This is a genomic window from Chryseobacterium sp. StRB126, from assembly GCF_000829375.1.
Classification (GTDB): domain Bacteria; phylum Bacteroidota; class Bacteroidia; order Flavobacteriales; family Weeksellaceae; genus Chryseobacterium.
Window position 1 is genome coordinate 2213973 of sequence record NZ_AP014624.1, and the last position, 15693, is coordinate 2229665.

Below are 15693 nucleotides of genomic sequence, written 5' to 3' on the forward strand. Positions count from 1 at the left end.
TTTATTGTTATTATCTCATTGGAAGGTTGAGAAATTTTCTACTTTCCGATATTTCATTGAAAATTCTACTGGTAATTTGATTTTTTTTTGATACTTCCTTTAAAACAAAAAACGCTGTAAACATCAATGTTTACAGCGTTTTAGCTTATTTTGGTTTCTCAACCAGCGGGATGAGCGGGAGGCCTGTCGAACTCCTTATACCATTTTTATTATTTCTAAATGGAATTAAATAGCTAAAAAACTAGTTGAAATTAAATATATAAATTTCAAAGATACTAAAAACTATATTTTTATCAGTATTAGTACTTGATGATTTTTTTGAATTTTTGATCTGAAATAAAATCAATCTAAATTATCGAAAACCTTATGGGATTCATATAAAAGACTATGTTGAAAAATATAATAATAACTATTATTGGAGGTAACCCAGGTGACTTGATGCCTTCTTCAGTTCAAAGATGTTTAGATAAATCCTATACTCCACCTTAAATACTCATTTTCACAATCTTTTTGATCTTATTTCAAATAAAACAATGTTCTTAAAACGTTGATACTACATAAACCATACATTTTATGAAATCAGCGTATTTAAGCTATGAAAGAAAAGTGTCTGATTTACTTAATTAAGAACATGGATATACATTTCTGTACACCCATGTTTTATATGAAATGGATTGAAATTTAGTTTTGTCCTGCTAGTAATCCACCGTCAACAGTCCAAGTTGCTCCGGTAACCCAGCTTGTTTGGTCTGAAAGTAAAAAGTCGATGGTTTTGGCAACATCTTCCGGTTGACCAACACCTCCTAATGGATGGTATGCATCAAATGCAGATAGATTTTCAGCAATTTTATCTTCTGGCATAAAGGTCTTGAAGATCGGGGTAACCACAAATCCTGGGTTGACAGAATTTACGCGGATGTTAAATTCAGCTAATTCAATAGCCAATTGTTTCGTAAGTGCTACCAATCCAGCTTTTCCAACCATATAGGCTGATGCTGGTCCTGCTTTAAGCGCATGATGCATCAATGCCGCACCAATATTAACAATAGATCCACCTTTATTTTCTTTCATAATTAAAGCCGCTGCTTGTGTAATAAAAAAGAAAGCTTTGGTATACGTTTGAAAGCTATCATAGTCTTTCTCCGTATGATCAAAAAATGAAATTGGATTATAATGTCCTGCCCCATTAACCAAATACTTCAAATTTGGCAATTCATTTTTTAGGTTACTATTGAAATCAACGACAGCATCCATATCGGAAAGATCTACCGAGTAAATCTTGACTATACCACCTTTTGTTTCCAATTCTGCTTTAGCTTTATTCAAGCTTTCAACATTTCTTCCTACTAGTGCTACTTCAACTCCTCTTCCAATTAATAATTCTGCTGTGGATTTACCTATTCCAGTTGAACCACCTACGATTAATGCTTGTTCCATTTTTCTATATTTTTTATATTCGTTATGTTATTTCCGTCTTGGAAATAATTAAAATTAATTTTGATGTGATCTTACCTTCGGATTAAGCACCGTAAGTAAATTCATAATTTTTTACAATAGCAGGATTAAGACTGTTGCCAACGTGACATAAATTCTTTGCTGAATTTTCAATCAATTCCTTTTGATCTGCTGTATAGTCTTTATCAAAGAACAACTTCACGTTGATCGTTCCTACTTGTCCTCCTTCTGCTGACATTTCATAAGACAGCTCACTTCTTGAACCGTTTACTTCAAAATCTTTTTTTCTGGCGTAAAAATCAACTGTAGCTAACATACAGCTTGCATATGAACCCATAAGAAGATCGATAGGACCAAATTTCAGATCTACTTTAATCGGATCAGCATTCGATGTTGATTTTGTACTTGAGTTATATTTACCTTCGTAGGTACTTGCTATTACTTGTGACATGTTGTTAAATTTTTATTATTAATATGTATTGATTTAGAATGTCGATGCAGACACCACCTACGCTACATCTGCTCCGATCTCTATTGGTGACCGCATAACATTCAGTTGTAAATAAATCTTTTCTAACGTTCAGATCAGTAAAAGATTTATTCTTTTTATTTTGCCTCGTAAAAGAATTCGTAGTTTTTGACGATTGACGGATTAAGGCTGTTTCCTACGTGACATAAGTTTTTTGCCGAATGCTCGATGATTTCTTTTTGTTCTGCAGTATATGCTTTGTCAAAGAACATCTTCACATGGATCGTTCCGACTTGTCCGCCTTCTGTTGACATGTCATAAGAAAGTTCACTTCTTGATCCATTGACCTCAAAATCTTTTTTTCTAGCATAAAAATCTACTGTTCCAAGCATGCAGCTTGCATATGAACCCATAAGAAGATCAATAGGACCAAATTTTAAATCGACTTGAATTGGATCAGTGCTTAATGGTGATTTTGTTCTTGAATGATATTTACCTTCGTAGGTAGTTGCTATTATTTGTGACATTTTATTTAATTTTTTATATTGTGAATACGAAATGACTTATATGTTGAAATTAGATGCTACATCCATCAATTCCACACATATTATCGCCAGATTCTTCAGACAGATCGACAATGCTTTCCTGGTAGGTCTGTGCAAGGGCCTTAGCAAAAAGTTCGACAGGTTGTGCTCCTGAAACGGCATATTTACCATCAAGAAGGTAATAGGGTACACCAGTTATTCCTAGATTTTGTGCCTCCATGATATCCTGTTTCACTTCATAGTTGTACTCATCTTCAGCTAATACTTTTCGGGCTTTGGATTGATCTAAGCCAAGTTCCTCAGCAAGGGAGACCAAAAATTCAACATCCGCAATGTTTTTTCCGTTGACAAAATGAGCTTCAAATAAAGCTTCTTCCATATCATCAGCTTTACCATGTTCTTTTGCCAAATGCAATAACTTATGAGCTGGAAAAGTATCAGCAGCAATGACCTGATCGTAATTAAAAGTTACTCCAGAATTTTTACCCATTTCTTTTAATTGATTCAAAAACTGATCAAGGTGAGCTTTAGAAAAACCTTTACAATTCATCATATACTCGCTTATACTCAAAGTTCCAGAGTTTTCTTTTAATGAAGGATCCAACTGGAAACTTTTCCACTCTACTTCCACCTGATCTTTGAACGAAGAGTCTGCTAACGCTTGCTCAAAATTTTTCTTAGCGATGTAGCAAAACGGACACATGATGTCCGACCATACCTGTATTTTCATTGTCTTGTTATTTTTAAAGTTATTTAGAGGTTCTTATTCACGATTTCTGTCAGTTGCTCAGATGAAAGTACACCGGAATGTCTCCATTTCATTTGGCCCTTTTTAAATAACATCGTGGTAGGCACACCTCTAATTTCGAATATTTCTGCTAAACCCGGGTTCTGATCAATATCGACCCGTTCATAATGAATCGCCTTGCCATAATTTCTTATGGTTTGATCGAGATGCGGTTTCATGGCGATACATGGACCACACCAAGAGGCGTGAAAATTGATCATCGTTAATTGATCAGAATCTATTTTGTTAGCTAAATTCATTTTTTGATATTTTAAAATGAAGAACAACAGCGACATTTTGATTTAGAACATCACTGTTGTCATACACTAAATTAGATCACAGCATTTAAGCTCTTATTGATACTAATCTTTACGGGTTCTGCAATCGTTCTGTATCCCGGAGATACTTTACGTACGTGTTCCGCAATAGCTGCGTAGTCTTCTTCGGTTCCGCTACCGCTAACTTCAAAATTGAACTGAAGTTCTTCAAATCCAACCGAAACATTCGGGTCAACTTCCAAAAACCCACGGAGATCAAGGTTACCTACAATCGTTAGGTTAACACTATCAAGCTTGATCCCTTTACTGGTTGCCCCTGCCACAAAACCCACCATCATACATCCGGCTAAACCGCCTAAAATATAATCTTGAGGATTCGGATTCAGGTTGTCTCCCAACAATTCTTCGGGCTCCCCGATCTGATATTTGAATTGTTTTTCAACGAAAGCACTTCCTATCTTTTTACTGTGAGTGGTAATTTCAGTATTTACACCACCTTTCCAGGTTGCGGTTACACCTAATGCTGCAATTGCTTCAGCAGGTTTGTTAGTAATTACTTCTACATAATTTCCTAATGCTTCTAAATTTACATTGTTTAACATAACCAATTGTTTTAAATTTTGTACTACAAAGGTACTGGCTAGAGAGCTTCAAGAAAATGGACAAAACTGAAAACAAATAGCACTTATTAATCCGATTCTACCCCTTTAGATAGTCAAATTTCCTTTCAAAAATATATTGGCGAAAAGATAGGTCGGACCATCCGAACCCACTTAATTGAAAAATCAAATCATTAGTTACCTTACACTTATAAAAAAAGGAAGTTCCCCAAATTATGGGAAACTTTCTTCTTGTCAAGTGGCATTTTGCTGTTTTGAATGACGTAATTTAGTTTCGGATAACAACAGGATAAATAGCTCACTTGACTTCTTCACAAAATCTTTTATTAGAGCGAAACTCCTCAAGTTAGCATTAATGAACTACTCTGCAAAAAATTCTTTTGCAATACCATGAGCTGATTTAAGCGCATTTGAAAACTCTTTATCCGCATCCGGATTCACTAGATTTCCTAAAAATTTAACCGAATGAACTTCAGTAATACCAACAAGTTCTAACCACCAGTTTAAATAGGTAGACTGGAAATCTAATCCAAGTTCAATCGGTACGCCTGCACCATATACGCCTGAAGTATAAATAACACATGCCTTCTTATCTTTCAATAATGGAAAGTACCCTTCTGCTCCAAAGCCAAAAGTCAAGCCCGGCTGTGAAATGGTATCGATATAGTGTTTCAATATCCATGGAATACCACCATTCCACATAGGAACAGTGATGAGGTATTCATCTGCTGAGGAAAAACGTTCCGTTACTTCCACAACTTTATCCCATGAACTTTTTAATTCCTCATGTAATGTACCTTCACCGAAGAAAGTCATCTTGGCCGCAGCTTTGTCCCCATCAAAAGTGGGAATGCTCAGGTCCCATAGATTCAGTTTATCAATGACAGTATCTGGGTTTGATAACTTGTAACTTTGCAAAAATTCATGAGCGATGGCTCCTGATTTAGATTTTTCCTTTCTCGGCGAACTGATAATGTACAATAGTCTTTTCATGTTGATTGAAGTATAAATTATTAAAGATTCTGTTTTACCAGCTGACCAAGTTCATGAGCGGGTACGATACCGGAATGTCTCCATTTCATTTCTCCTTTTTTGAAAAGCATGGTAGTCGGTACACTTCTGATTTCAAATAGGGTTGCCAAATCTGGATATTTATCGATATCCACACGTTCATAATGAATAACATCATCAAATTCTGCAACCACTTCATCTAAATTTGGCTTCATGTCCACACATGGAGGACACCAAGTTGCATGAAAATTAACCATGGTCAATTGTTCTGATTCTATTTTATTTGCTAAATCCATTGTTTTATACTTTTAAATTATTAACAGTTGTATTGTATTGTATTGTATTGTATTAAGGGAATGTAGGATATTCTTTCTGCTTATAGGGATCATGAACTACGATCAATCGACCCGAAACAACAGGAGTCTTAACCATTTAAATCATCCATCACTTCTTTCATGATCATCATACTTTTTAATTTTTCCTGATGGTCATAGATAGGCGAATGGATCATCAATTCATCCACGCCTGTCTGTCCTAAAAAGGCCTTTAAGTCATGACTGATTTTCTCCTTACTTCCAACAAAAGAACCGGCCGTCATTTGCTTCACTTGTAAACGCACCTGCTCAGACATGCTGTCCAGGAGCCCTGCTAACGAGTCCACTGGAGGTTGTAAAAATTTCCCTGAGTTTTGTGCTAAACTTTGAAACATCTGATACAGACTGGTCGATAAGATTTCTGCTTGCTGATCCGTTTCTGCAGCTATAGCATTCACAGCTGCTATCGTGTAAGGCTGTTTCAAAACATCAGAAGCTCTAAAATTCTGACGGTACAGTGCAAAGGCCTCCAACATCTGTCTTGGAGCAAAATGACCAGCAAAAGCATACGGTAATCCCTTGGATGCGGCTAAAGCTGCACTTTCTGTACTCGATCCCAATATCCAGATCGGAACATGTGTATCTTCGGCTATAAAGGCACGCACCTTGGCATAGGGATTCTTATGGGAAAAATAGATTTCTAATGCTTCCACATTTTGAGGAAACCGTTGAGATTGCTCATAAAAATCTTTTTGAATAGCTAAAGCTGTTTGGATGTCGCTTCCAGGTGCTCTTCCCAAACCCAGATCAATCCGATCTGGATAAAGCTGAGATAAGGTTCCAAATTGCTCAGCAACAATCAGAGGCGAATGGTTGGGCAACATTATACCACCCGAGCCGACTCGTATATTTTGCGTGTGGCCAGCAAGATGTCCAATCAAAACTGCAGTTGCAGTACTGGCGACATGAGCCATATTATGGTGCTCTGCCAACCACAGGCGTTTATATCCTAAATTATCGACCAATTGGGCCAATTCTTTAGTTTTTTCGAATGTAGAACGAGCATTGCTATCTTCAGAAATGAACGCTAATTCTAATAATGATATAGGTATCATAATTCTCCTTTTTTTAATATGAATGACAGCTACTGATAAGTGTAATGCTTCTTTGATTTAGAAATTGTTGAGATTAAATTTTATTTTTTTATCGACAATCTACAAGTAAGGAAGAACATATACGGTCTTGAAGCTCAGTACGCATCTGTTTTTAAATTTTATACTACAAAGGTAGTGGCTGGAAAGTATCAAGAAAATGGACAAAACTGAAAACAAGTGGTACTTATTGATAGGATTACCCCCTCAAATTTCCACGCGACAACTTTGTAATGAACTAATAATAAGAGGACAACATCAAGCTGGGTGGTCGTGTTTTTGTTGCACATGGAATGCTACTTTTTTTTTAAAACGAATACCTAAGACTTAACAGTAGATGAATTTTGACTGTTGAAAGATTCCTGATCATGATCGTTCTTCTCCCTTAACAGCAATTATTATTCAGATATAAATAATCAAAGATTTAAGGTTAGGTAGATAAGAAACAGGGGCAAATCAAATTACTTGAGGACTTAACTGAAATTCCCCAAGAACCACAATTTCAGCTTTTCAGAAATCAAATCATAGGTGAGTAAACTCTACATGTTCATATCTTTTTTCATAGATCGAAGCGTGAAAAGTTTGCTCTGAGCGGAGCTGAATCAAGATTTCATTTTGAAACTGTACTTCTTTCTCTAACAACTGGTGCCAAAACTCAGGACGATCAGAAAGATTTTCATAATAGTCCAAGGTGTCAATAATTCCAATTAAAAGTGGAACTAAAGGTGCAGAGAATTTCAAATCAGAAGTGATACCAGCAAATGCATATAAGATCAAGAGTTCGATTGGCTCCGGCTCTTCATAGTTGTCCGCATACACGTCTGCTTCAGCATTACTTATTTCAATAGCATCTACGTAATTTTGAAGATGGCCAGTACGGATGTCGGAGATTAACTGCCGTTTTTTTATGTTGATATGGAGGTATTGATGCAGAGTTTCCTTAAAGTTGGGCAATTGACTATAAAAGCCTAATAGGGCTATGGTTAAATTTTTTCTTTGCTCCAAGGAAGAATGCATCAGTCCGTCAATCAAGTTCCGGCTATGCTGGCTGATGTGTTTTACAATATCCATATCGCAATAGAATCTCCTGCCCGGCCAACTATTGAAAGGATTTTCGGAAAGATGTTGGTGATTGACCGGTATATTTTTTAAAGTATCTGATAAAATAAGATGAATCTTCAAAACCTATTTTATCAGCAATCTGATTGACATTGAGCTCTGAATGAAGCAATAGTCTTTTTGCTTCCAATACGATCCTTTCATGGATCATTTCAGATGGTTTTTTATTGAGCAGTTGCAGTGTAAGATTCGATAACGTTCTTAGGGAAACAAAAAGCATTTCGGCATATTGAGATGCAGGAAGTCCTTTGGTATAGTTTTCTTCGATCAGATTGACAAAATGGATCAACTGGGTACGTTTTTCATCCACAATAAAAGGCGCAAGTCCCTTATTGAGTTGTTCAAGTTCATATTTACGGCGCTGAACCTGAATCAAAAATGCTTTCAGATAAAGCCTAAGCAATTCTTCCTGACCGTATTTATCATGCTCTTTAAGTTCAGTCTGCATCTGGACAATATACTCATCCAATTTGTACTCATTTCCACTTCCTACACAGCATGAAGGAATCTGATAGGGATTATTGAACATGCTGCACTTCAGGAAAAAATCAACATCGTTTTCCTTTTGAACCAAAAAATCCTCAGAGAAATGGATAACAAATCCTTGGTAATCTGGATTATGATCAAAAGCATGAACCTGGTTTTTAGCAATAAAGAAGATCGTATTTTCCGATACATCGTATTCGTTGAAATCAACAAAATGTTTTCCATTACCTGACTTGAACCAGATAACCTGATAAAAACTGTGGATATGAGGTTTGGCCATATCTTCCTGATGATCTTTAATAACATCTTGTAGAGACTGGACCTCAAACTGCATTTTACCTGGAGAATCAGCGTGTAAATGATATTCGTAAATCGCCTCCTTTTCCTGCTTTTTCATATTTTGCCTCGGTTTATGCTTAACTTTATTACTATGCAAATATAGTAGTATTTCCAGATTCACTCGTAGTGATGATACTCGAAAAGTATCTTGAAAATCTTATGATAATGATCGAAAATTACAAACAACGATGGTTGGTATTTTAGGATTTTTTTTAAAGACGTCGTTTTACCTTGAGTCACTTATTACATCAGGAATATTTTAAAAGCTGATATCTTTGAAAAATATTATATTTACAAGCTAATAGTAATAGCATCAATAAGTGAAGCGTCCATGACCGAATTGACTACACAGATTTACTTTAATCGAAATCGATTAAATGTCACCTCTAAATCCAGTAAGAGTCACAATGGAAATTTTAAATGTAGTTAGAATATAATGTTTTCCACAGACAGTAAAACTAAATATTGCTATGGTTGAGTAACTATATAATAGTTTGACAGAAAGTAAAATAATGAAAACAAAACTTAGAGACCATATCGCAGAAATCGTAAGCTTTTCAGATCAAGAATTTGACTACATCATCGCACACTTCCATTATAAGAAAATGAAGAAAAACCAGTTTCTTATACAAGTTGGACAGCAGAAAGTCAATAAATATTTCGTCCTAAGTGGAATTTTAAAATCTTATTATGTCGATAAAAGTGACAAAGAACATATTATACAATTTGCACAGCCTGACTGGTGGATCACAGACTATAATGCATTCTTTAATAATAAAGAAGCAACCATCAACGTTGATTGTATCACAGATTGTGAACTGTTGTATATTAGTAATGAAGATCTGGAAAAGCTAAGTGCCGAATTTCATAAAATGGAACATTTTTTTCGTGTCAAATCAAATGCAGGTTATGTGGCATCACAGGAAAGGATACTGACTATGCTCAATCTGACTTCTGTAGAACGGTTTAACCATTTCAACAGGCTATACCCAAATCTAATTCAATCTATTCCAAAATACTTGATCGCATCCTATATCGGTGTGTCAAGAGAAATGTTAAGTAGGTTGAGTAAAATGTGATAAATCACACAAAATAAAAGTGTGAAAGTTCATTTTTTATCCATGTAAATTCCTCCAATTTTGTAGTGTAATAAAACATTATTAGTTATGAAATACGGACAAATTTTCACTTACAAACTCGAATTGGATTCTAAAGAAGAGTATATCAAACAATTCGTAGACCCATTTGCTGAAACTATTTCTAAAGCCAAAGGGTTAATCTCAAAAGTATGGATGGCAGATTTTGACACTCAATTTTCTAGTTTCTATTTATGGGAAACGAAAGAAGACATGGATGCTTTTATGGCAACACCAGAAATCGATGTGGTTGCTCATTTACCATTTTTAAAAGACTTAAAAATAGTTGCCATTCCGGTTGTAGATGAAGCATCTAAAATTACCAGAGGTATTTAAAAAATATCCCTTACAAGTTGAAACAAACCATTTCAGGACATGTCCTGAAATGGTTGTTTTATTTACTTGGTTCCTTTTAATAGATCTAGTGCTGGTAAGGGTTTTTTAGACTAAATGTTTTTAGCGTAATGCTTGACATAAACCTTCTGTAGATTAGAGTATATGATCTCATATTAACCTAAATTCATTTTCAAATTACTAGATAATAATAATTTATCAACAGATAATCTGCCTCAACGAAAACTATGGTCGAATTTGGCCCGGAATAGGAGGGACCACTTTCACCGAAATATATACATTATCCTGGATTTTCAATATATATTAGCAGCTTTTTTGAAAAATATTAATGAGCTACAAGATTGAATGGTTAAACGAATATCGAACACAAAATGATGAAGAATAGGGGTATTTTAAGGCCTGTGTTTTTTTATGATGATAAATACTGAAAAACTCGAACACCTATTCACATAATTTTAGTCAAATATAACGCATTGTAAATCAATGCACAAAACCTGTAAAAAAAGGAGACGTTTAAATATAAACGTCTCCCTAAGCGGAGAGTGAGGGATTCGAACTATTTAATACAATTAATTGAAAATAAGCATTTTGCGAATTCAATTTGAAATATAGCCACGAATTTGCCACAAACTACACTAATATTTTAATCTACAAAATCTAACAAAAGATTTAAAGAGCATTTTAGCTTTAAAGAACAAATATAGTAATTCAATTTGTTTTTTAGCTCTTAAAATTGTGCAAGGGAGCCCCAACGGATGATTTCTCGAATTTTTTTAAAGAAGATTTATTGCGAATAGAAAGTATATATGAATATTTTGATTAGGGAGATAATCCGTTTGATTCCAAAACATTTAAGAGGTAAAAATGATTATCACTGGACTATATTCACAAAAAACCTTGATGAAAATATAGAATTGATGTAGGAATAGATATAAAGGATAATAATATTTTGAAGGAAATAACAATAAATCTATAAATTAAAATAGAATCAAACTTGGTGCTATTTTAATTATGTAAGTTGTTTAATTTAATATTAACTAATATATCATTATCAAATCTTAATAAGGAAATTTATGTATGTTATTATATTTGTTGGTAGCTTTGTACGGTGGTTAAAGTAAAAAGAATAACTCCAACAGATTTCAGGGGACATTACATGTCTGAAATGTCGACTGATTTTCCAATATTAAAAACAGCTGTTCAGATTCATGATATTGGAAAAACATCAGGCTTTATTAAAGTGCCTACGCCTTTACATAGGCCGGAATACAATTTTATTGTTCATGTTACAAAAGATAATGCAAAACAGCAGGTAGATGCAGATTTAATATCAATAAAAGAACATGAAATCTTATTGGTAAGGCAGGGAAATGTAACTTCACTAAAGGAAGTGAGCCCAGATGCTGCAGGGCACATTATTTTATTTGAAGACCAGACGCTTAACCAAATCCTATCAAAGCAGGAGCTGATCAAGCTGTTTTCTGTTAATAATATTATTCATTTATCACAAGAAAACAGCATCTGGTTAACCTCCCTATTTGAACTTTTGAGTACAGAGATTTATTCTCAAAATGCAAACTTAGACATTTGCTATTCACTTTTGCAGGCTGGGCTGCAGAAAGTTTTCAGTTCAGGTTGCGAACTCAAGAAAGGGGTCAACCGAAGTGCGGAAATTACTTTCAATTTTAAAGAATTGGTGTATAAACACTATATTGAACATAAAACAATTTTGTTTTATGCTGCCGAACTATCTGTTTCTGAAAATTATCTTCATAGGTGCATTAAAGAAACGATAGGTGAGAGTCCCAAAGAATGGATTAATAAAGTAAGTATTTTGCAAAGTCAATTGCTCTTACAGGATTTAACCAAGAGCATTTCACAAATAGCTTTCGAACTTAATTATGGTGATCCCAGCTATTTTGGACGCCTGTTTAAGAAAATAAGTGGAGTAACACCTTCAGAGTACAGAATAACATTTATGCAGGATTTGTCCGAGTAAAGGTTGATTTAGTTTTAAAGTATTTCCTGTTTTCAGAGCACCTTTGTATTATTAAAATTCAAAGAAAATGAAAACATTGATTACTGTAAGAAATACTATCAGGAAAAGGTTTAAAACGTTTTTCCTTTTAAACACAGAGCGATTGTCAAAAGATCCTGCCTTTGTGTAATCGTTTCGGCTTTCTTCCTTTCAAACAAAAGCCATGGTCAGATTATTCAGGATGTTGCCGGTATTGCTGTCACGGCTCATCATAAAGCTAGCTTTAAAGATGTACCTTCAGAGAGTTCTCTGTCTGAAAATAAGTTCCAACTCAATACTTATGACGCATGGTTATCCATCCCTCCTTTCAAAATTGGTAAAACAAGTGTTGTTAGTAATCTGAACTATCGGATGATGGATTTTAATTATGACACAAATTCTATACAAGATCCCAATCGTATTGAAAGAATTCACGAGATAAAATCTGTTTTTATAATTAGGCACCCACTTTCTGAAAAATGGTCGGTTTTAGGAATAGCGATGCCAACTATCGCATCCGACTTTAAAAAACCGCTTTCTTTTGATGATTTAATTCTAGATGGAATATTCGGATTATCTAAAAAATTCGGCAGGGAGTCGAATCTTGAAATCGGACTCGGAGTTCATGTCTTACATTCTTTCGGGGAGACTTTGGTGACTCCAGGAATATCAATTGATTACCAAAGTATCGATAAAAAATGGTTAGCGCAATTTTATTGGCCGAGACTAAATGTACTTTATAGTCTAAGCCCAAATACACAAATAGGTTTAGCCGGATCGATCGATTGGACACGCTTTAACCTGAAAAATTATAAAGACTATCATCTTAAAGAAGTTGATTATGCTCAGTTTTCTACCATTCATGGAGGTCTTCAGGTTCACCAGCGCTTAGTGGGTGGAATCTGGCTGCAAGCTCAAGCCGGAATGGGACTTTTAAATCGGTATGAATTGTTCGATACCCATCAAAAAACAGTCAATGATTTCTCTGTCTCCAACATGGCTTATGGGAAAGTTACCATTACCTATCGTATCGGCAGAAAATAGACAAATAAAAATAATGAAAACAATTATTTTCAGTTTTGTGACCATACCATGTATTAGGAATTTTCAAGATCTGAAAATTAAATGAATCAAAACCAATTTCATCATCAATATCCAATTACAATTTTATGAACAGTACCAATTCTCTTGAATCAACTTTTAACTTTCGAGGCCTGATTACTGCAGCTCTGCCTGCTTATATTTTTCCTGCCTTAATGTCTTTTATATCTGGTTTTCTGCTTCAGAACAATAATCTTATGACAGCCAGTTACAGCAGCATTGGTTTGTCTTCCTTATTATCAACACTTTGCAGTTTTACCTTGCTTTGGCAGCTTGAGTCGAAACGAATATTAGTACGAAACAAGCTAATCAGATCTTTGTTGATCATTGTACTGATAATTGGTTTAGGGACCTTATGTATAAGGCTGTTCAATTGGCACCACGAACAGTTTAATATTTTATTCTCCGCATTTTTGGGTGCTACAATACTCATCATTCGTGACCTTGTGACCAAACGTAAAAGCTAAATTACTGATCTGTAAAAACTTATCAGCAGAAACATCTCAAACTAGAAAAAATGAAGAATAAAATAAATAGAATACCCATTAAGAATAGGGATATTGAACACTTAATCCATACTAAAAGATTCAACTTATTTCAATGAAAAAAATAAAACCAGTTATCGTTGTTTTTGGATGTACGGGTACCGTTGGAACAGTTGTAATGCAAGAGCTCAAGAGTCGGGATTGTATGGTAAGAGGTATTCTTCGAAACCCTGAAAGACCTTATCCGTTACCATTGGATAAAGTTCCATCGAATATAACCTATGCAAGTGCCGATTTAAATTCTGTTAACCAGCTTAAAGAAGTTTGCAAAGGAGCTGACGCTTTGTTTCTTTTAACAGCAACTGATCCCAACCAGGTAGAATATGAAATTAATGTTATCGATGCTGCAAGACAAAATGGTGTAAGACGAATCGTCAAGTTATCGGCTCCCATAGTGATGGCGCCAAAGGTATAGGTCAGCCAATGGCATAGCACAATAGATCAGTACCTTTGGCAAAATATGGATGAATATTGCTGCCTTAGGCCACATTCTTTTATGCAAAATTGGGAACGAAATACTTTTACCATTCAGTATTTTGGGAAAATTTACGGAGCACTTGGTACAGCACGAAGAAATTATATCGATTGTCGTGATGTAGCTGATATAGTCGTAAATTACTTGTTGACACCCGAAGAAATAAAAGAAAAGTCAGTGGTTCTTGCAGGTCCACAAGCCATTAGTCATATAGAAATGGCCGCTAAATTATCTCATGTGACCGGGCGTACTATTGAATATGTAAATGTAACACCGGAAGAACTGTTTAACCAGTTGGTCAACAAAGCGAAATTTCCTGTATGGCTGGCTAACCATATTGTAGAGCTTGATGAGCTAGCCATAAAAATTCCCGAACCGGAAAGGGATAATATCACCAATTTAATGTCACGAAAACCACGCATTATGGAAGAATATTTACAGGAAAATAGACATTTGTTTAAACGGAAACCATTATGGAAGTTGCTGTTTTAAGCTTCTTTGTGGTAAATTATACAAAAGTAGTCAATATTAGCTGTTGCATTCCTGCAGTATTTACTATTTATTTAGATCGTAAAAAACATTGCAACTGATGCTGCTGTCATAAAGAAAAATGTTGCCCATAATAAGCTTTTTGACAGCCACCTGCTTTTGAATTCTCCCATAATGTGTTCACTTGCAGATATGCGGATTATCAGAAACAAGAGGGGTACGGCAGCTACACCATTGAGAACTGCTGTGTAAACAAGGACTTTCACGGGATTAATCCCAATAAAATTCATGCAAAGGCCAATAAGTGTAGAAATAATAATGACCATATAAAATCCTTTTGCTTTGGTAAATTTCAGATCTAAACTTGCATTCCAGCTGAGAGCTTCAGAAACAGCATAAGATGCTGATCCTGATAGAACTGGAACAGCAAGGAGTCCCAAGCCGATGATACCAATTGCAAATATAATTTTTGATATCATCCCTGAATTGGGAAATGACTGAACTAAAGGTTCTAGAGCCTTTGCTGCATCAGCGGCAGTATTAATATCTGTTATGTGAGCGCTGTGTAAAACAGTTCCTCCAACCAAAATAATGCACCATGTAGTAAATTCAGAGATAATCATCCCTATATTATTATCTTTTCTCATCGCATGAATGTGGCGCCAGCCGATGCTGGGCTTTCCATCTTGAATCAGACCTTTTTTATTTTCTTCTTCCACTTCCTGAGATGTTTGCCAAAAGAACATATAGGGTGTAATAGTCGTCCCAAATACACCCGTGATCAAAGATGTTTTTTATAGCTAACAGGAATATAGATTTGTACGACAAAAAAATAATTGGCTGGAGTTTAAGTTCGGGGACGAGTAATGATTAGGCAAGTTTAGCCGCATGGAAAATGGCTGTCAAAAATAGAAAAATTGACCATGGATTAATTCTTAACTTAGATAGAAGAGTTCGATATGCAAATAACAAATTCATCATGATTCTTGAATTTTATAGTGT

The 15693-nt window shown here is 35.0% G+C and carries 18 protein-coding genes; 6 read left to right on the plus strand and 12 right to left on the minus strand.

The window, feature by feature from the left end; all coding sequences use genetic code 11:
* Window positions 1-681 precede the first annotated feature (681 nt).
* The 11 genes from CHSO_RS09975 to CHSO_RS10025 form a co-directional block, all read right to left on the minus strand.
* Window positions 682-1437 carry an SDR family NAD(P)-dependent oxidoreductase gene (locus CHSO_RS09975; RefSeq protein ID WP_045495490.1) on the minus strand — a complete coding sequence of 252 codons (756 nt, stop codon included), beginning with the start codon at window positions 1435-1437 and terminating at the stop codon, window positions 682-684.
* A gap of 82 nt (window positions 1438-1519) precedes the next feature.
* Window positions 1520-1906 (minus strand): OsmC family protein, encoded by a 387-nt coding sequence (locus tag CHSO_RS09980; protein ID WP_045495492.1) that lies wholly within the window; start codon window positions 1904-1906, stop codon window positions 1520-1522.
* 155 nt (window positions 1907-2061) lie between these two features.
* Complete coding sequence (locus CHSO_RS09985; protein WP_045495493.1) at window positions 2062-2451, minus strand: OsmC family protein; 390 nt, start codon at window positions 2449-2451, stop codon at window positions 2062-2064.
* Between the two features lie 49 nt (window positions 2452-2500).
* Window positions 2501-3199: a DsbA family protein gene (locus CHSO_RS09990; protein ID WP_045495495.1), complete on the minus strand. Its 699-nt coding sequence runs from the start codon at window positions 3197-3199 to the stop codon at window positions 2501-2503.
* Between the two features lie 23 nt (window positions 3200-3222).
* Window positions 3223-3516 carry a thioredoxin family protein gene (locus CHSO_RS09995; protein ID WP_045495497.1) on the minus strand — a complete coding sequence of 98 codons (294 nt, stop codon included), beginning with the start codon at window positions 3514-3516 and terminating at the stop codon, window positions 3223-3225.
* A gap of 71 nt (window positions 3517-3587) precedes the next feature.
* Complete coding sequence (locus tag CHSO_RS10000) at window positions 3588-4136, minus strand: OsmC family protein (protein WP_045495499.1); 549 nt, start codon at window positions 4134-4136, stop codon at window positions 3588-3590.
* A gap of 378 nt (window positions 4137-4514) precedes the next feature.
* On the minus strand, window positions 4515-5147 hold the full coding sequence (locus CHSO_RS10005) for an FMN-dependent NADH-azoreductase (RefSeq protein ID WP_045495501.1): 633 nt from the start codon (window positions 5145-5147) through the stop codon (window positions 4515-4517).
* Window positions 5148-5167: 20 nt separating this feature from the next.
* Complete coding sequence (locus tag CHSO_RS10010) at window positions 5168-5461, minus strand: thioredoxin family protein (protein WP_045495503.1); 294 nt, start codon at window positions 5459-5461, stop codon at window positions 5168-5170.
* Window positions 5462-5589: 128 nt separating this feature from the next.
* Entirely contained in the window at window positions 5590-6594 is a 1005-nt protein-coding gene (locus tag CHSO_RS10015; RefSeq protein WP_045495505.1) for an LLM class flavin-dependent oxidoreductase, read from the minus strand.
* Between the two features lie 558 nt (window positions 6595-7152).
* The gene (locus CHSO_RS10020; protein WP_045495507.1) at window positions 7153-7701 is read right to left on the minus strand and encodes a hypothetical protein; all 549 of its coding nucleotides are present in this window, start codon (window positions 7699-7701) and stop codon (window positions 7153-7155) included.
* A 28-nt stretch (window positions 7702-7729) separates the two neighbouring features.
* Window positions 7730-8632: a helix-turn-helix domain-containing protein gene (locus CHSO_RS10025; protein WP_045495509.1), complete on the minus strand. Its 903-nt coding sequence runs from the start codon at window positions 8630-8632 to the stop codon at window positions 7730-7732.
* 454 nt (window positions 8633-9086) lie between these two features.
* Between CHSO_RS10025 and CHSO_RS10030 the strand changes: the two genes are divergently transcribed.
* The 6 genes from CHSO_RS10030 (at window position 9087) to CHSO_RS26235 (ending at window position 14694) form a co-directional block, all read left to right on the plus strand.
* Window positions 9087-9653, plus strand: coding sequence for a Crp/Fnr family transcriptional regulator (locus CHSO_RS10030; RefSeq protein WP_045495511.1), 567 nt, complete (start codon window positions 9087-9089; stop codon window positions 9651-9653).
* An 87-nt stretch (window positions 9654-9740) separates the two neighbouring features.
* Window positions 9741-10046, plus strand: a complete 306-nt coding sequence (locus CHSO_RS10035) for a YdhR family protein (RefSeq protein WP_045495513.1) — start codon at window positions 9741-9743, stop codon at window positions 10044-10046.
* A gap of 1126 nt (window positions 10047-11172) precedes the next feature.
* Window positions 11173-12063 carry a helix-turn-helix domain-containing protein gene (locus tag CHSO_RS10040; protein ID WP_045495515.1) on the plus strand — a complete coding sequence of 297 codons (891 nt, stop codon included), beginning with the start codon at window positions 11173-11175 and terminating at the stop codon, window positions 12061-12063.
* Window positions 12064-12456: 393 nt separating this feature from the next.
* Complete coding sequence (locus CHSO_RS26120) at window positions 12457-13125, plus strand: DUF6268 family outer membrane beta-barrel protein (protein ID WP_232509205.1); 669 nt, start codon at window positions 12457-12459, stop codon at window positions 13123-13125.
* A gap of 657 nt (window positions 13126-13782) precedes the next feature.
* A complete protein-coding gene (locus CHSO_RS26230; protein ID WP_262483767.1) occupies window positions 13783-14142 on the plus strand; it encodes an SDR family oxidoreductase in 360 nt (119 codons plus the stop codon).
* A gap of 81 nt (window positions 14143-14223) precedes the next feature.
* Window positions 14224-14694, plus strand: coding sequence for a hypothetical protein (locus CHSO_RS26235; RefSeq protein WP_232509175.1), 471 nt, complete (start codon window positions 14224-14226; stop codon window positions 14692-14694).
* Between the two features lie 71 nt (window positions 14695-14765).
* Here the strand turns inward: CHSO_RS26235 and CHSO_RS10055 are convergent, their stop codons facing one another.
* Entirely contained in the window at window positions 14766-15476 is a 711-nt protein-coding gene (locus CHSO_RS10055) for an NRAMP family divalent metal transporter (protein ID WP_262483768.1), read from the minus strand.
* Window positions 15477-15693: the final 217 nt, after the last annotated feature.